General features: G+C 72.8%; 11 protein-coding genes. 3 read left to right on the top strand and 8 right to left on the bottom strand.

The window, feature by feature from the left end; translation table 11 throughout:
- Window positions 1-93 precede the first annotated feature (93 nt).
- From KBY47_RS06800 to KBY47_RS06790, 3 genes are all read right to left on the bottom strand, one after another.
- Window positions 94-4,959: a DNA repair ATPase gene (locus KBY47_RS06800; protein WP_210920033.1), complete on the bottom strand. Its 4,866-nt coding sequence runs from the start codon at window positions 4,957-4,959 to the stop codon at window positions 94-96.
- Window positions 4,960-5,100: 141 nt separating this feature from the next.
- Window positions 5,101-5,949 carry a hypothetical protein gene (locus KBY47_RS06795; RefSeq protein ID WP_210920032.1) on the bottom strand — a complete coding sequence of 283 codons (849 nt, stop codon included), beginning with the start codon at window positions 5,947-5,949 and terminating at the stop codon, window positions 5,101-5,103.
- 143 nt (window positions 5,950-6,092) lie between these two features.
- A complete protein-coding gene (locus KBY47_RS06790; protein ID WP_210920031.1) occupies window positions 6,093-6,851 on the bottom strand; it encodes a hypothetical protein in 759 nt (252 codons plus the stop codon).
- Window positions 6,852-7,072: 221 nt separating this feature from the next.
- On the opposite strand from KBY47_RS06790, the gene KBY47_RS06785 reads away from it, so the two are divergent.
- On the top strand, window positions 7,073-8,311 hold the full coding sequence (locus KBY47_RS06785) for a sodium:proton antiporter (protein ID WP_210920030.1): 1,239 nt from the start codon (window positions 7,073-7,075) through the stop codon (window positions 8,309-8,311).
- 79 nt (window positions 8,312-8,390) lie between these two features.
- Window positions 8,391-9,689, top strand: coding sequence for an ArsB/NhaD family transporter (locus KBY47_RS06780; RefSeq protein WP_210920029.1), 1,299 nt, complete (start codon window positions 8,391-8,393; stop codon window positions 9,687-9,689).
- Window positions 9,690-9,738: 49 nt separating this feature from the next.
- Here KBY47_RS06780 and KBY47_RS06775 read toward each other — a convergent pair whose 3' ends face one another.
- From KBY47_RS06775 to KBY47_RS06755, 5 genes are all read right to left on the bottom strand, one after another.
- Complete coding sequence (locus KBY47_RS06775) at window positions 9,739-10,320, bottom strand: hypothetical protein (RefSeq protein ID WP_210920028.1); 582 nt, start codon at window positions 10,318-10,320, stop codon at window positions 9,739-9,741.
- A gap of 106 nt (window positions 10,321-10,426) precedes the next feature.
- Window positions 10,427-10,846, bottom strand: a complete 420-nt coding sequence (locus KBY47_RS06770; protein ID WP_210920027.1) for a DoxX family protein — start codon at window positions 10,844-10,846, stop codon at window positions 10,427-10,429.
- Window positions 10,847-10,913: 67 nt separating this feature from the next.
- Window positions 10,914-13,826, bottom strand: coding sequence for an AAA family ATPase (locus KBY47_RS06765; RefSeq protein WP_210920026.1), 2,913 nt, complete (start codon window positions 13,824-13,826; stop codon window positions 10,914-10,916).
- Between the two features lie 180 nt (window positions 13,827-14,006).
- Window positions 14,007-14,936 carry a (-)-alpha-amorphene synthase gene (locus tag KBY47_RS06760; protein ID WP_210920025.1) on the bottom strand — a complete coding sequence of 310 codons (930 nt, stop codon included), beginning with the start codon at window positions 14,934-14,936 and terminating at the stop codon, window positions 14,007-14,009.
- A gap of 114 nt (window positions 14,937-15,050) precedes the next feature.
- Window positions 15,051-16,352 carry a cytochrome P450 gene (locus KBY47_RS06755; protein ID WP_247694321.1) on the bottom strand — a complete coding sequence of 434 codons (1,302 nt, stop codon included), beginning with the start codon at window positions 16,350-16,352 and terminating at the stop codon, window positions 15,051-15,053.
- A 416-nt stretch (window positions 16,353-16,768) separates the two neighbouring features.
- Here KBY47_RS06755 and KBY47_RS06750 point away from each other — a divergent pair, with 416 nt between their 5' ends.
- Entirely contained in the window at window positions 16,769-17,305 is a 537-nt protein-coding gene (locus KBY47_RS06750; RefSeq protein ID WP_247694320.1) for a hypothetical protein, read from the top strand.
- Window positions 17,306-17,418 lie beyond the last annotated feature (113 nt).

Below are 17,418 nucleotides of genomic sequence, written 5' to 3'. Positions count from 1 at the left end.
GGCTCGTGGGGGGCTGGTCGCGCAGTTCCCCGCGCCCCCGGGTGCGCTGTACCGCCCGGCGCCGTGGAGGGGCGGTCTGCTCGGACATCTCCGTCACCGGGCCTGGCGCCGCAGGGCGTTGCGGGGGTCGGTGGCTCGGGTGATGGCGGACTCGACCGCCGCCACCCGGTCGGCGAGAAGGCCGAGAGCGGCGATCGCCTTGGTGAGGGGCTCGTCGTCGGGGCCGCCGAGGAGACGGGTGCGGACGTGGGCGGCCTTCAGTTCCGCCCACCGCTCGGCCTCGGCGGGGGCCAGGGTGCCGCGCAGCTCCGCCAGTTTGAGCAGGTTGGCCTCGGCGCCGGAGGTGAGGGTCTGGGCCTCGGCGGTGTAGTGGTCGTCGAGCACGGCGGCCAGTTCGGCGCCGTTCATCACCGGCTGGAGGCGCTGGGCGATCTTGTTCATGGTGCGGTACGAGCCCTGGAGCCGGAACGGCGGTTCGGTGCGGGTGCCGTCCGACTGGGCGGCGGAGGCGATGTACGCCGCGTTGACCGCGAGCACCGTCTCGCGGGCGGTGAGCAGATGACGCAGCACGGCGAGGACGCGCTCCAGCTCCGCGGGGGTGCAGGGGTGGGTGAGCCGGTCGGCGCGGGCCGCCGGGTCGCCCTCGGCGAGCCGGATCAGCAGGTCGAGGTCGGCGCGGTCGCGCCCGGCGAGCGGCGCGAGGACCGGGTTGGAGGTGAGGGCGTTCTCGACGAAGCTGACGTGGAAGGCGTCCTCCTTGCCGGTCAGCACATCGCCGAGGTTCCACACGTCGGCCCGGTTGGCGAGCATGTCCGGTACCTGGAAACGGCCGCCGGACTCGGTGTAGGGGTTGCCCGCCATGCAGATGGCGAACCGCTTGCCGCGCAGGTCGAAGGTGCGCGGGGCGCCCTCCCACACGCCCTCGACCCGGCGGGTGGCGTCGCACAGCGGGATGAACCGCTGGAGCAGTTCGGGCGAGGTGTGCTGGATGTCGTCGAGGTACAGCAGGGTGTTGTTGCCCGCCGCGAGCGCGAAGTTGATCTTCTCGATCTCCTGGCGGGCGGTGGCGTTCGGGGCGTCGGCGGGGTCGAGGGAGGTGACGGTGTGGCCGAGGGCCGGGCCGCTGACCTTGACCAGGATCAGGCCGAGGCGGTCGGCGACGTACTCCATGAGGGTCGTCTTGCCGTATCCGGGCGGGGAGAGCAACAGGAGCAGGCCGCCGGTGTCGGTGCGCTTGTCCGTGCCGGTGGTGCCGAGCTGCTTGGCGAGGTTGTCGCCGATGAGCGGGAGGTAGACCTCGTCGACGAGTCGGCCGCGGACGAACGACGACATCACGCGCGGGCGCAGCTCGTCCAGCCGCAGCCGGGCGCGTTCGGCGGCGACGAGTTCGGTGCGGCGGCGCTGGTAGGCGCGGAAGGCCGGGGTGTCCCGCTCGCGGAAGGCACGGGTGCGGGCGAGGAACTCGTCGATCCGCACCGTCAGGGTGCGGCCGGTGAGCCGTGGGTGGCTGCCGAGCAGGTGCTCGACGGTGGCCGTCAGGGGTGCCTCGTGGGTGTAACGGGGCAGGTCGGGGCAGAGTTCGGCGGCGACGGCCTCGGCGAGGTCGCCGGGGGTGAGTTCGGTGCCGGTGGCCGTGGCGTACGCGGTGAGCCACGCCTCGACCAGCTGGCGGCGGGCGGTGAGGTCGTCGAGGGCGGCGAGGTCGTCGTCGTAGGCCGGGGTGCCGACCGTGCGGCGGAACTTGTCGAGGAGGGTGCGGGTGGCGGCGCTGACGGCGAAGCCGTCGGGGCCGCAGGTCAGCTCGTCGAACAGGTAGGCGGCGGCCGCTGGTGCGGGTCCTGGGCCCCAGTCGTCGATCGCGGTGGCCAGTTCGGCGCGGAGCGCGTCGAGCGCGGGGGTCGGGCCGAAGGTGTCGCGGGCGCGGGCGAGGGAGACGGCGCGGCGCCGCCAGTCGGCGCGGGCCTCGGTGGTGGTGCCGTGCGCCCAGAACAGCTGTGCGGCGGCGCGGGCGGCGGGCTCGTGGCGCAGGGGCCCGGCACCGTCGTACAGCCGCAGCACGGCGGTCAGGATCGCGGTGGCGTCCTGGTCGTGGACGCCCCGCTCGTAGCCCTCGTCGTACGCCTCCCGCGCGGCGTCGCGGACCAGGGCGGGCAGGTCGTCGTGGTCGGTCAGGGCCTGGGGGCCGTGCTCGGCGAGCAGCCGGGCGGCGAGGTGCTCGGCGCGGTACACCTCCGGGGACTCCGACGGCAGGTGGCGGTCCCAGTAGGGGCGGGTGGCGGCGAGGCCGGGGAAGGCCGCTTCGGTGACGGGGGTGCGGTGGTCGGTGCCGGTGAGGGCGAAGGCGAGGCCGTCGCCGTCCGGGACCAGGGTGAGGTCGAGGGGCTGGGTGTTGACGGCGAAGCGGTGGCGGCCCAGGCGGATGGTGCGGCCGTCGTCGCCGTAGAGGTCGGTGCGGTCGCGCAGGGCACGGACGGCCTCCTGCCGGGCGGCCTTGAGGCGGCCGTCGAGTTCCTCGGCCCTGACCTGGTCCCCGGCCTCGCGCAGTTCTCCGGCGATGCGGCGGACCTTGGCGGGCATCGGGTCGGAGGTGAAGTAGGCGGCGACGGCGTCCGCGTCGGGGAGGGTGGCGGCGCGCCGGGTGACGGTGGCGAGGATGCGGTCGGCGGAGGCGGTGAGCTGGTCGGCGCGGCGGACGCGGGCGTCGGCGAGGGACTGCTTGCGGGCCGAGAACGCCTCGTACACCTCGGCGCGCTGGTCGGCGAGTTCGGTGAGGAAGTCGTCGAACTCGGCGAACCGGGACTCCAGGTCCTCCACCCGGACCAGCAGCCGGGCCAGCTGCTCGTCGCACTCCTCGGGGCTGCCCGCGGCCTGGAGGGCACCGGCGACCGCCTGTCCGAGCAGCGCGAACTCGGCGCCGAAGGCGGCGCGGCCCTCCTGGTCGAGGAGGCTGCGGCGGCGTGCGTCGAGGGTGGCGCGGGCGCGGTTGACGCCGCCGAGGACCTCGGCGACGCGCTCCAGGACGGCGGTGCGGACGGTGGTGTCGCCGATGTCGAGGCCACCGGCGACCTCGGTCACCGTGTGCAGGGAGTCGGCGAGTTCGTCGAGCCGGGCGGCGACGGGCGCGGCCTCGGCGACGGTGGTGACGGCCTCGGCGTCCGCGACGAGCTGTTCGACATCCCGGTGGTGGGCGGTGAAGGCGTCCTCGCGGGCGAGGAAGGCCACGGCGCGGCGGCCGAAGGCGGCGAGGTCGGCCTCGGCGGCGGCGGTCAGCTCCTCGATGCGGCCGGTGTCGGCGTACCGCATCTCCTTGCAGGTCGTCAGGTGGCCCAGCGCGTGCCGCAGTTCGGTCAGCCCGGTCACCCAGGCGGTGGCCTCGCGGGGCGCCTCGCCACGGAGGCGGCGCACCACGGCGGCGATCCGGCCGTCGGCCTCGTCGAGGGCGTCGGCCGCCTGCCGGGTGAGGGCGCGAACGGTCTCGAACTCGGCCAGCACCTGCTCGGCGGTGTCCCGCAGCCGTGTCAACGGGGTGCGGGGGTCGCCGAGTTCCGGGTCACCGAGCCAGTGGTGGGCGTCGGTGGTGCGGGCGCAGGCGGCGATCAGCGCCTGGTACATCTCGGTGGTGGGGGTGGTGTCCGCGGCGGTGCGGGCGAGGGACAGGCAGTCGGAGATGCCGCGGACGAGGTCGGCGTTGCCGATCCGGGCGAGCGGTCCGTCGCCGGTGGGGGTGGCGGCGGCGTGGGTGTCGGAGACGTACGGGGAGTTCCACAGCTGGAGGGGGTGCACGCGCGCGGGTTCGTCGCCCTCGGTGCGCAGCACCATCAGGGTGCCGTCGTCGAAGAGGGCCCAGCCGTGGCAGGACAGCGGGGTGGCGACCTCCTTGCGGATCATGTTGTACGGAAGGAGGAGGCTGCGTCCGCTCACGCGCGCGTGGAACGCGAACAGCACGTCCTCGCCGTTGGGTGAGCGCACCTCCCGCTCGAACTCCAGGTCGGTCGTGTCGAGGTCGTAGGTCTTGTGGGTGCCGCTGGCGAGGCAGTAGCCGCCGGGGAAGACGATGCCCTGGTCCTCGGGGAGGCGGCGGCAGGCCTGTCCGATGCCGTCGAGGCGGACGACGGTCCTGGTGAGGGTGTTGAAGACCAGGTAGCGGTCGGCGGTCTCCTTGTAGGGGCGGACCCGCAGCAGGATCAGGGCGCCCACGCGCGCGTGGGCGATGTCCGCGTCGGCGAGGGACTGGAGGGGTTCGTCGACGGGTTCGGCGTGGATGCCCTCGCCGGTCTCGGTGTCGTCGACGGCCTTGACGGTCAGGGTGCCGCCGAGCGTGTCGACGTAGATCTCGCCCTGGACGGCGACATGGGGGTGGCGGCCGAGGACGTGGTCCTCGCGGGTCGTCGCGGTCCACTCGACGTCGTGGGCGGGCGGGAGGACGTGGTCGCGTTCGCCGCGGGCGTCCAGGAAGGTCACCGACTCGTCGTCGGCGACGGCCCAGCGCAGGACGCGGATGTCGGCGGCCTTCTCGCCGGTCTGGAAGACGGCCAGCAGCCTGCCGTCGACGCGGCGCAGCTGGAGGAGCCTGGCCTGCCGGTAGTACCGGTGCAGGGCCTGGAACTCGCGGACGAGGGCGGGGTCGTCGAGCAGTCCGGGGACGGCGTCCTCGGGCAGTGGTTCGAGGTCGCGGTCGTAGAGGCCGAGGACGTCGGCGACGGCGGGCTCCGCCTCGTGGGCGGGGGTGGCGTTGCGGCCGAGGAGGAGTCGGTCGCCGATGGCGACGACGTCCCGGGGCAGGCACGGCTGCGCGGTGTGCAGCCGTCCGGTTCCGGTGAGTTCGAGCCGGGTGGCGCCGAACTCCTCCACACGGCGGGTGTTGAGCTGCTCGGCGCGCCGGGCGAGTTCGCGGGCCTCGGCGGTGAGCCGGTCGCGCAGCACCTCGTAGGAACCGGTGTCCAGGAGGCCGGTGGTCATGCGGGTCCCTCTCAGGAAGTCAGGAAGGCCGGGCGGGCGCAGGGCCTTCGACGGCCGGTCGGCGGTGCGGTGCGATGCGATGCGGTGCCGGAACGGCCGGGTGGGAGCGGTAGTGCGCCGATTCGCGGCGCGCGTGGTCGGTCAGGCGGCGCGGCGGTGGCCGTGCGCGGCGGGCCGGGGGGCCGGTGGGGCGGGGGCGGGGGCAGGGGCAGTGCGGTATGCGGCCGTATCGCCGGAGCGTTGACCTGTTCCGCCGCCCGTGCGTGGCGCGGTCCCACCGCCCGTGCGTGGCGCGGGCACATCGCCCCTGCCTGGCGCAGGCACGTCGCCCCTGCCTGGCGCAGGCACGTCGCCCGTGCGTGGCGCGGACACACCGCCCGTGCCTCGAGCGGTCCCGTCGCCCAAGCGATTGCCGGTCCCCTCGCCCCTACGTCGCGCCGTCCCGCCCCCTGGGCGAGGGGCGGACGCATCATCCGTACGTCGATCCGTCCCGTCGACCGGGCGATACGCGGCCGCATCCCCCGTACGTCGAGCGATCTCGCCGCCCGTGCGACGCGCGCCGTCCGCCCCTGGTCCGCCCGTCACCCCGCCGTCGGAGACGGGCCGTGCCGGAAGCTCAGGGTCCCGTTCCTCCGGGAAGTGACGGCGGGACAGGCGGACGAGCAGGCGGGTCGTCCGCCAGGCGACGAGCAGCGCACCGGCCGGAGTGGCCAGCCGCAGCAGCCCGGCCGCGGCGCCCGCGGGGACGAAGTCGGCCAGCAGCAGCGTGGTGCCGACTGCGAGGCCCCAGGCGATGGCCGTCAGCAGCGAGAACGCGACGGCGACCGGGACGCCGCCAAGTCCCCATGCGCGCAGGTCCGCGTCCGCGTCGAAGGTGTCGACGGTGGTCAGCCGCAGGCCGACCAGCAGCCAGAAGCACGCGACGACGACCAGGGCGGTGGTGAACAGGAGGGTGGGCAGGCCCGTCGCGGCTTCCACGAACGTCCGCATGGTCCCCGCCCCCCTTTCCCCCGCACTGCCGGTATACGGCATCGGCACGGTCCGTCGTGCCTGCCGTCGCCCCATGCTGTCCGGTCAAGGGGCCGGTGCGCATTGCCGGTTCCCGGCAGTGTTCCTCGGGTTCTGTATGCCGGTCAGCCACTCGGAGCGAGGTCGTCGGGGAGCTGTTTCCGCAGTTCCGCCGGGTCCTGGGCGACGAGTTGGGGCACCTGCTCGTTCCACTGCGCGGCCGTCTCGTCCAGGCCCTGGACGACTGCCTGCCGCATCCGTCCCCCGGCCAGCCCGAGGACGATCGCGGTCAGCGGGCGCAGGAGGCCGCGGCCGCGCAGCGTAACGGTGACACGGACCTCCCAGCGGCCGTCGAAGTCGGTGCGCACGGGCACGGCCCGCACCTCGGCACGGGCCAGCCGGTGGTCGACGCAGACCCGCGCGGGCACCCCGTTCGACGGGCGCCCGCCCTCGAGCGCCGCCCACCAGTCCTCGGGGCGCAACCGGGCCCGGCCCCGGGCCCTCTGGAGGCTCGGCCAGGCGCCCGTGCCCGCGGCCTCGCCGGTCACCTCCAGCAGGCGCGGGCGGTCCAGGCCGCGCAGCGCGCAGTCGAGCCGGACGCTGCCGTCGGGACCGGTGCCGTCGATGCCGAGCCGCACACCGCGCCGGTCCCACGCGCGGACCGTGACCCGGGCCGTCTCCTCGTCGTCGCGGTAGACGGCCCCGGGGCGCAGGTGCCGTCCCGTCACCAGTCGTACGTCCGGGACGACGGCGCCGTCCGCGAGGACCAGCCGCCCGTGCTCGACCCGGCTGGTCTCCGCGAGTTCGCGCAGTTCGGCGAGGGCCTTCAGGAACCAGATACGGGGCACGGCTTCGAGGAGGACCGTGTGCGTCACGCTGACCATGACGGCAGCATGCCGCCCCGGGCGCCCCGCCGTTGAGGCCCCCGCGCGGCAGCACCCGGGACGCCCAGCATGCCGGAATCCGGCAACGAAGACGGCCTCTCAGTGCATGAAGACCCCCTGTCAATGCCGCGTAAAGGCGGTGTAGGGTTCCCAGCGGTGTGCCGGGAAGCCTGGTCGGCGGTCTTGACGGAAGTCTCTTTGTCGATGCGGGGGTCCGGGTCATGGTGCTCGTCGTGGTCTTCGGGGTGGCGCTGCTCATAGCGGTGCTGCTGTCAGGTCTGGCCGCCCGGACCGTGCTGTCGACGTCGTTCCTCTTCCTCGTGGGCGGCGCTCTCGTCAGCGACGGTTTCCTCGGGCTGATCCACATCACCCCCGAGAGCGAGATGGTGTCGGTCACGGCCGACCTGGCGCTGTTCGCGGTGCTGTTCACCGACGGTATGCACGTCTCCTTCCCCAAGCTGCGCGAGAACTGGCGGAACCCGGCCCGCGCGCTGGGCCTCGGCATGCCGCTCGCGTTCATCGGCATGGCGCTGATCACGCACTTCCTGGTGGGCCTGGACTGGACGACGTCGTTCCTGGTCGGTGCCGTACTGGCGCCCACCGACCCGGTGTTCGCCTCGGCGATCGTCGGCCGCAAGGAAGTCCCGGCGAAGCTGCGGCAGTTGCTGAACGTGGAGAGCGGCATCAACGACGGGCTCGCCCTGCCGGTGGTCCTCATCTTCATCGCCGCGGCCGGGCCGACCCGGGGGCACGTGGAGTCCGACCTGCCGATGATCCTGCTGGAGCTGGTACTCGGCCTGGTCTTCGGTGTCGTGCTGCCGCTGGCGGTGATCGCGCTGGTCCGGTTCCGGCTGCTGGGCGCGGAGCCCAAGCTCCAGCCGCTGCTGCCGTTGGCGATCGGTGTGATCCTGTACGCCGCCTGCCATCTGACGCACGCCAACCCCTACCTGGCGGCGTTCTCCGCGGGTGCCGTGCTCACCGCCTACTCGCCGGAGGCCAAGGAGGCGTTCGAGCCGCTGGGCGAGGCGCTGGCGGAGCTGGCCAAGTTCGCGGCCCTGCTGGTGTTCGGCGCGCTGCTGACGCCGTCGCTCTTCGGTGACCTGTCCGTCGGCGGCTATGTGGCCGTGGTCCTGGCCATCGTGCTGATCCGCCCGGCGTCGCTGCTGCTGTCGCTGCTCGGCACCCGTTTCACCCGCCAGGAGAAGCTGGTCGCCGCCTGGTTCGGGCCGAAGGGCTTCGCGTCGGTGGTGTACGGGCTGCTGGTCCTCCAGGCCGGTATCCCGCAGGGCGAGGAGGCGTTCACCCTCATCGCCGTGTGCATCGCGTTCTCGATCGTGGCGCACAGCTCGACCGACGTACCGATCGCCCGTCTCTTCGACGTCGAGGACCTGGCCGGAGTGGACGGCGGCACACCGGCACCCCGCTCACCGGGGGACAAGGCCGCGCGGGTCGACGCCTGAGGCGTCCGCACCAGCCCCCCGTACGGACGGGCGGTGGCCGATCCGGCCGCCGCCCGACAACACGACACGTCGGAGAATCGTGAACGACTGGCACAGCTGGGCGGCGATCGTCGTCTTCGTCGGCGCGTACGCCCTGATCATCAGCGAGAAGATCCACCGCGTGGCCGCGGCCCTCGGCGGCGCGGCGCTGATGCTGGCCATCGGTGCGACGGACGACAAGTCGGCCTTCTACTCCGAGCACTCGGGCGTCGACTGGAACGTCATCTTCCTGCTGCTGGGCATGATGATGATCGTCGGAGTGCTGAAGAAGACCGGCATGTTCGAGTATCTGGCGATCTGGTCGGTGAAACGGGCCAAGGCCAGGCCCTTCCGGGTCATGGTCATGCTCATCGTGATCACGGCCATGGCCTCGGCGCTGCTCGACAACGTCACCACCGTGCTGCTGATCGCCCCGGTGACCCTGCTGGTGTGCGAACGGCTGGCGCTGCCCGCGGCGCCCTTCCTGATCGCCGAGGTCCTCGCCTCGAACATCGGTGGCGCCGCGACCCTGGTCGGTGACCCGCCCAACATCATCATCGCCAGCCGAGCCGGGCTGACCTTCAACGACTTCCTGGTGCACATGGCCCCGCTGTCAGCGGTGCTGATCCTGGTGCTGATCGCCCTGTGCCGCTTCCTGTTCCGCAAGTCCTTCCGCTACGACGAGAAGCGCGCCGCCGAGGTCATGGCGCTGGAGGAGCGCGAGGCCATCCACGACCCCCGGCTGCTCGTCCAGGGCCTGGTCGTGCTGGCCCTAGTGGTCGCCGGGTTCGTGCTGCACCCCGTCCTGCACTACGAGCCCAGCGTCGTCGCCCTCCTCGGCGCGGGACTCCTCGTCGCCGTCTCCAGCGTGCAGACCGGAGACGTCCTGCGCGAGGTCGAGTGGCCCACCCTGGCCTTCTTCGCCGGACTCTTCATCATGATCGGCGGCCTCATCGAGACCGGAGTGATCAGCGAGATCTCCAAGACCCTCGCCGACGCCATCGGCGACAACGAACTCGGCGGGTCCATGATCCTGCTGAGCGCCTCGGCCGTACTGTCCGGCATCGTCGACAACATCCCCTACGTCGCCACCATGGCCCCCATCACCTCCGACCTGGTGACCTCCATGGGCGGCGACGGCGACCACGTCATGTGGTGGGCCCTCGCGCTCGGCGCCGACCTCGGCGGCAACGCCACCGCGATCGGCGCCAGCGCCAACGTGGTCGTCCTCGGCATCGCCGAGCGCAGCCGCCAGCCGATCTCCTTCTGGCAGTTCACCAAGTACGGCCTGGTCGTCACGACGGCCACGGTGGGTCTCGCGGCCGCGTACGTGTGGCTGCGGTACTTCGCCCTGGCCTGACGGCTCCCCCGTCCTGCCCCGGGGACCCGGCGCCCGGAGCGGGACGCCGTCAGCCGGTCTTCCAGCCGCGCGGGGTGTCGAACCGCTCCCAGTCCGCCTCCCACTGCGCCATCCGCTGCCGCTCCAGACCGAGCCGCACCAGCCATACGGTGACCAGGACCGTCCCCCCGGCCCCCAGCGCCGTCAGCACACCGCCCGCGGCCATGTGCAGCCGGGCCTCGCCCGCGCTCAGCGGCGGCGCGGTGATCCTGCCGTCGCCGTCGGTCCACACGGTGACCTCACCGCCCGCCGGGGTGTTCGCCGGTACCCGGGCCTCGTCGGTGCGGGTGGCGCCGTCGGGTTCGGTCCAGCGGACCTCGGCCCACACCCGGTAGTCGGACGGCACCCGGGACGGCACCTGGTCCCCGGCGTCCTCGACGAGTTCCGCCGTCACCTGACGGCGCTCGGCCCGCTGCCCGTCGGCCGCGCCCTGCACCGCGTACGCCGCACCCAGCCCCGCCAGTACGCCGCCCAGCAGCGCGCACACCCACCCGAGCAGCACCACCCAGGCCTCGATGACATCGCAGCGCCGCTTCAGCGGACTGCTCCGCCACCGCCACATCCGCACCCTGGTACGCCGTGACCCGGGCATCGGCCGACACCCCCTTGTGAGCACCGACGGCACCCTTCCAGTGTGCTCCCGCCCGCCCCGAACGGCACCGTCCCGTCGGGGCCGCGCCCCCGACGCCCGGTCCGCGTCAGCCGAGGTCGAAGAGCGGGCCGGTGATCGTCAGACCGAGGTCGTCACCCGCGTACGCGAAGAACGCGAGCAGCATCAGCGACGCCCCCGCGAGCGACAGGTCCTTGAAGAACTGGATCATCTCCAGCTGGCGGTTCTGCGGCTCGGTCTCCTTCCAGAACGCATGCATCAGCAGCGCGGTGGGGACCAGGAAGACCACCAGCAGCAGCGCCCCCAGGTCGGCCCAGACACCGAGCACCACGCTCAGCGCCCCGGCCAGCATCAGCACCCCGCTGCCGACGGTGGCGGGCAGCGCCGCGGGCAGGCCCCGGGAGGTGGCGTAGGCGGCCATCGAGCGGGACTGGGTGAGGTGGGCGACGGCGGAGGAGAGGAAGAGGACCACGAAGAGGATGCGGCCGATGAGCACCAGGACGTCCATGGCGACCTCCGGACGTGGATTGACTCGCCATAAATTGAACGGGAAATCACCTATGTTCGAGGGTACGTCACGCCCTTGGCCGGGGGAACGTCTCCAGCGCGGCAGCCAGGCCGGCCGCATCCGTGCCGATCTTGCGGTACACGGCGGACAGCAGCTGTCGTACCCCCTGCTCGGTGAGGCGCAGGTCCTTGGCGACCACCGCCACCGGGTGGCCCAGCGCCGTCATCTCGGCGGCCTTGCGCTCGTGCGCGGTGAGGGTGTCGGTCTGCGGGTAGCGCAGCGGCAGCGGGCGCAGCCCCGCGGCGGCCAGTTCGTTGCGCGCCCGCACGGCCAGTTCCTCGGCGCCGCAGTGGACCGCCGTCTCCAGTCCCTGGTACAGCCGGTCGGCGGCCTCCTGGACCCGGCCGTTGCGCGAGAGCGCGGCACCGTGCCCGACCAGGGCCCGGGCCAGCTCATAGGCGGCCGGTGACGTCAGCAACTGCTCCACCGCCTCCTCGTAGAGGTCCAGCGCCGCCGGGCCCCCGGTCACCCGGGCCTCGGTGTGCAGTGCCTGGCCGATCACCGACGCCGCCCCGAAGTCCCGGGCCCGCTTCACCGCGTCCCGGGCCAGCTCTGCCGCCCGTGCCGGGGCCGTCGGGGCGAGCGAGTCCGCCAGGTCCAGCTGCCAGGAGCACCACCCCGGATTGCGCCAGCCTCGCGCGTCCAGCCGCTCCCCCACCTCGGTCAGCAGCCGTTCGGCCGTGGTGTTGTGTCCCTCGGCTATCAGCAACTGGGCGTGGACGGTGCGGGGGTCGGGGTAGATGACGGCGTTCGGGACGACCTCGCCGTAGCGGTAGCTGTCGGCCAGTTGCCGCGCGTCCGCGGTCCGGCCGCGGGCCAGCAGGGTCTGCACCAGTACTCCGACGGCGAACCACTGGGCGGGGACGGCGCCTTCCACCCGTTCTGCGGTGCGCAGGCCCTCGCGGGCGTACTGCTCGGCCTCCGCGAGCAGGCCGCGCCGGTAGCGGATGTACCCGAAGAGGGTCTGGCCCAGCGCCAGATGGCTGCCTCGCCAGCCCCTGCCCGCGCATTCGGATATGCCCTTGGTGAACAGTTCCTCGGCGCGGCGCGGCTGGTCGCAGTACATGTACGCCAGCGCGACCGACACCGGCACCTCGAAGCCCCGGTTCTCGTCGGTCCAGCTCATGCCGCCGCGCAGGGCCTTGCCGGCGCAGGTGAGGACGGTGTGCCGGGACTCGCCGCGCACCAGGGCGTCCCACGCCCGCAGCCCCAGGACGTACCGCTCCTCCAGTCCCCGGCGGGTGGCGAGCCGGTCGGCCAGCTGGGTCAGCCTGCGCGAACGGGCGGCGGAGTCGGGTTCGTCGGTGCGGAACGCGCTCCAGACCAGGTGGTCTGCCTGCATCCGCAGCCGGATGCGGGCGTTGGGGGCGTTGTGCATCTCCTCGGCCGCCACGGTCGCCGCCTCCGCCATCCGGTCGGTGTGGGCGAGTGCCTGGGTGAGCCGGTAGACGATCGAGGCGCGCAGGTCGGGCGAGACGCCGGGTTCGGCGAGCACCTCCCTCAGGTGGGCCACCGTGGCCGTGGGCTCGATCAGGAAGGTGGCTCCGGCGAGTTCGTGCAGCAGCGCGGCGCGGTCCTCCGCGAGCGGCGGTTCCTGGAGCGCGCGGGTCAGCAGGCGCCGGGCGGCCTCCGGGGCACCGGCGCGCAGGTATTCGCGTGCCGCGTCCCGGAGGCACTCGACCGCCTCGGGCTTTCCCTCGCAGGGGACCTCCAGCAGGTGCCGCGCGGCGGCGGTGGGGCCGTACCCGGCGGCGCGGACGGACACCGCGGCCGCGTTGTGCATGCCCACCCGGATGCTGGGGGTGATGGACCGGTAGATGGCCGTGGCGATCAGCGGGTGCACGAACTCCAGGCCACCCCCGGGTGCCTCGGCGGCCAGGATCCGTGCGGCGCGCAGCGTGCGGGTCGCCTCCCTGGCCGCCTCGGCGCCGCCGATCACGGCGACGCCCGCGGCGAGGTCGGGGTCGGCGGGTGTCCCGAGTACGGCCACGGCCTGGGCGAAGCGGAAGGTGGCCGTTCCGAGTTGCTGGAGGCGCTCGATGAGTCCGGGGCCCTTGACCGCCGACGCCAGGTCCCGCATCACGGGCAGGTCGTCCTTGGTGCCCTTCAGGTTCCGTTCGGCGAGCCGGATGGCGAGTTCGACCGTCTCGAACGGGCTTCCGCTGGTGACCTCCCAGCACTCGTGGCAGAAGTCGTCCCCGGCCGCCTCCCCCACCTCAGCGCGCACGATCCTCGCGACACCGGCGGTGGAGAGCGGCACCAGGGGGTAGGGACGGCCGCCGTGCCCGGTGAACAGGGCGCGGAAGGCGCCCGCTTCGGCGGGCAGGTCGTCGGGCCGGTAGGCGGCGACGATCAGCATCGGCAGGTCCGCGGCCCTCGCGGCGAAGGAGGTCAGCCAGTCGAGGGACTCACTGTCCGACCAGTGCACGTCGTCCAGGAGCAGGACGACGGGCGCGTTCTTGACCGCGAGCCGGGTCATGACCCAGTCCAGACCGTCGCGGACCCCGGTCGGGTCCGGGGTGTGGTCGGTGTTCGTGGCCTCGAGGCCGAGCGCGGTGGCGACGATGTCGTACCAACTGCCCAGGAAGGCGTGGCGTTCCGTCTCCTCCATCGCCGCCAGGACCGGCTGGACGAGCTGGCGGACCACATGGAACGCCAGTTCCTGGGCCGTCTCACCGCCCCGGCCGGAGAGCACCGTGCAGCCGCGGGCCGTGGCGCGGACCCGGGCCTCCGTCATCAGCGCCGTCTTCCCCAGCCCTGCCGGGCCGGTGAACGCGAGCAGCCCGCCGTGCCGTGCGCGTGCCACCGCGTCACCGGAGTCGCAGAGTCGCGACAGCGCGGAGTCGAGCGCCTCGAGTTCCAGCTGACGTTCGATCAGTGAGCGAGGCGCGCCGATCGGTTGCCGCGACCCATGCACCATGTGCGGTACCGCTTCCTGTCGTTGGTCCTCGGGGGTGAGCGCCGAGCGTACGCCGGGGTCGCGGGCGCCCTCAGCGCATTGCCAAGTGAGGATGACAGGTACGGGTGAAATTTCAGCGGTCCCGGGTTCCCGGCCCGCCCTTCGGGTAGCGTTGCTTGTTTGGGCGCCCTTGCAAGACGGCTAAGCGCCCTTGGAGGACAGCGCGAGCGGTTCGGTGGCGTCCGCGTACCGCGGCACGGTGCGGGACCAGTAGTAGCAGCCGCGGATCCAGCCGGTCATGCCCTCCACGTACCCGATCCCGGCGGGAGTCAGCCGGGGTCCGATCTCCTCGTACAGTCTCTGGATCTCGGCGATCGTGCGGTTGATCCTGCGAACGGCGAGGGTCACCGCCTGCGGGAGGGGGTAGCGGCCCGCGCGCTGATAGGCGAGGGCCAGGTTGATCAGGCCGCCCGCGCGGTGCTCCTTCACGGCGGAGAAGAGGTCGGGGATCCAGACGGCGGCGTCGGCGCACAGCCGTTCCAGGCGCCGCATCGCGGGGTCGTGGAGTTCGGCGGGGGTCAGTTCGCGGGGCTGAGCGGCCTCGTAGAGCGGGTAGAAGGGCTCGACTCCCGCGATGAGCGAGCGCACCGAACAGCTCAGGCCGACGCCCACGGGGGCGGACTGTGTCTGGGCCACCGACTCGTACAGCAGACCGTGCACGTACTCCCGGCTCTTCCAGGCCCACCGCGCCGCCTGTCCCGGCGTGCACCGCTCGCGGACCTGTCGGTGCAGGTCGGACAGGGCGGCGCCGAGGCCGGTGGTGGGTGGCTGGTCGTCGCGGAGGATCGCCACGCTCTCGCAGAGCATGGGCAGCAGACGGCCGGGGTGGCGGCGGCCCACTTCTTCCGCCGCGTCGTCGAAGACGAATTGGTAGGCGATCTGAAGGGCGACGAGCTGGAGTATTTCCGCGTCCACGGTGGGGCTGTTGTAGGACGCCAGTTGTGCGGGGCGCGTGCGCTCGATCATGTCCGACACGGCAGGGTCGTCGGTCAGTCCCCAGGTGCGCAGCCAGGTTTCGACGGCGGATTCCGCCTGGGATTCCTGGGGATGGCGCTGGAAGGGAAAAGGCATGTACAGCGTTCGGTCTACGAGTTCCCTGAGGCTGCCGGTGCGTGCATTTCCGTGTGCTTCGGTCGGAATTCCCTCATGGACCGTTGGCACCGTGGTCACCTTCCTCTCCGTGGGTCAGGACTCCGGTACGGGCCGCCGCGGTTCGCAGATCATCTCCAGGGAGCGGGGGCCGAGGGTCACCGCGGGCCGTGGGGGCGCGGGGCGGCGGTGGGGTGGGTGGCGCAGGCGCCAGTGCGCGGCGACGGCCGCGAGGGCGACGGTGGCCTCGGCCATGGCGAGGGTGTCGCCGACGCATTTGCGGTTGCCCGCGGAGAACGGCAGCATCGCGCCGCCCGGCACCCCGGCGGCCCGCTCCGGCAGCCAGCGCTCGGGGCGGAAGGCGTGCGGGTCGGGGAAGGAGGCCGGGTCGTGGTGGAGCAGGTAGGGGCTGTACAGGACGGTCGTGCCGCGGGGCAGCCGCTGTCCGGCCAGTTCGGTCTCCCGGGTCGTGACACGTGTGAAGAGCCAGCCGGGCGGGCTCACGCGCAGGGTCTCGGTGACGACGCGGCGGGTGTGGCCGAGCCGGGCCAGGTCGGCGTGGCCCGGGGCGCGCCGGCCGGTGAGGACCGCGTCGGCCTCCCGGTGCAGCGCGCGCTCCGCCTCGGGGTGGTCGGCGAGCAGGGCGAAGGCGGAGGCCAGGCACATCGCCGTGGTCTCGACGCCGGTGAGCAGGAGGGTGACCAACTGGTCCTGGATCTCCCGCTCGTCGAGCGGCGCGGGGTCGTCGTCGGTGCCGTCGGCCGCCTGGAGCAGGGTGGCCAGGAGGTCGTCGCGCGGGCCGCCGTCCCGTCCGCGTTCGGCGACGATCCCGGCGACGAGCGCGTGCAGTCGGGCGAGGGCCTCGCGGTAGCGGCGGTTGGCGGGGGTGGGCAGCCGGAACGGGGCGTCGAAGGGTACGACGGTGCGGACGAACAGGCCCCGGACGACGGCCTCCAGGCTGTCGCGTACGGTGGCGGACCGTTCGGCGTCCAGGGAGCCGGAGAAGAGGACCTGGCTGGTCACCCGGGTGGTGAGCGCCATCATGGCCGCGGTGACGTCGATCCGCTGCCCCGGCCGCCAGGTGCGGCACAGTGCCCGCGCCTCCACCCCGGTCAGGCGCGCGTACTCGGCGACGCGGGCGGCGCGGAAGGCGGGTTGCAGGAGCCTGCGCTGACGGCGGTGGGTGTCCTGGCGGCAGGTGACGAGGCCGTCGCCCATCAGGGCGCGGAGCCGGTCGTAGAGCGGGCCGCCCTTGTCGAAGGTGTGCGGGTCCATGAGGACCTGGTGGGTCACCTGCGGGTGGCAGGCCATCCAGGCGCGCACGGGGCCGAGCCGGATTTCGACCAGATCCCCGTGCGCCGGAAGGGAATTCAGGAAGTCCAGCGGGCGCCGGAACAAGGCAATAGCGTGGCCCGCGACCGGGAATATGCCTGGCGCAGTACCCACTGTCCATACTCGCTGCGGCCCGGTCATGGCATCGGTCACCGGATACCCCCTGTCTCAGTCGACACACGGAAATTCGGCGCCCCCACCGGCGTGACGCTTGAATTCTTGTTCTGCCCAGTCCATCCCGGGTACGGCTCCATGAATCCTCTTTGCGCGGGGGCGCACGGGTGCACGAGGAAGCAGGCGCGAACATCAGTCAATGGCATGTCGCACGGAACTTCCCTTGACATCCCCAGGGAGGGACCCCTCCCTTCGGGCGTAGTGCAACCATTCAGGCAAGAGGGTTGTCTCACCTGATAACAGAACCCTTCGCTCCGTCGGGGGCCGAAATGAGACGAAACAGAACAACATGGGTCACGCTGGCGCTCATGGGCGCCACACTGGGGCTGGCCACCGCTCCCGCCCAGGCCGCCGCTCCGGCGGCCGTCGCACAGACGTCGTGCCCGACCGGCTGGGGCAGCCTCGACAAGGCCCGCCCCGCAAGCACGACGGCACCGGTGAGGAACGTCAGGACCGGCCGCCACGCCTGCTTCGACCGGATGGTGATCGACGTCCCCGGCGCGGGCACCGGCACCGGCTCCTGGGTCCGGTACGTCACCCAGCTCCGCCAGGACGGGTCGGGGCGTGTCGTCCCCGTCGCCGGAGGAGCCGTCCTGGAGGTGCGGGTCATGGCACCCTCCTACGATCCGGAGACCGGCGCCCCCACCTATCCGGCGCGGCCGGGACGCCCCCTGCCGGGCGTCGACCTCACCGGCTACCGCACCTTCCGGGACGCCCGCTTCGCCGGGAGCTTCGAGGGTGACACCCAGTTCGGGCTCGGCGTCCGCGCCCGGCTGCCGTTCAGGGTGCTGACGCTCACCGACCGTGTGGTGGTGGACGTGGCGCACTCGTGGACCGGTCGCTGACGCCCGTACGGATCGCTCGGCCGAAGGCCGGAGGCGGGGGCATCTGCCGCCTCCGGCCTTCGTCGCGCCGGGAGTATTGACGCCTCCGTGAAACAAGTCAATAGTTTTTGTAT

It is taken from the genome of Streptomyces sp. B93, assembly GCF_018070565.1.
In the GTDB taxonomy this organism is placed as follows: Bacteria; Actinomycetota; Actinomycetes; order Streptomycetales; family Streptomycetaceae; genus Streptomyces.
The sequence above is the reverse complement of the archived record's forward strand: the minus strand, read 5'-3'. Positions and strand labels throughout refer to the sequence as shown.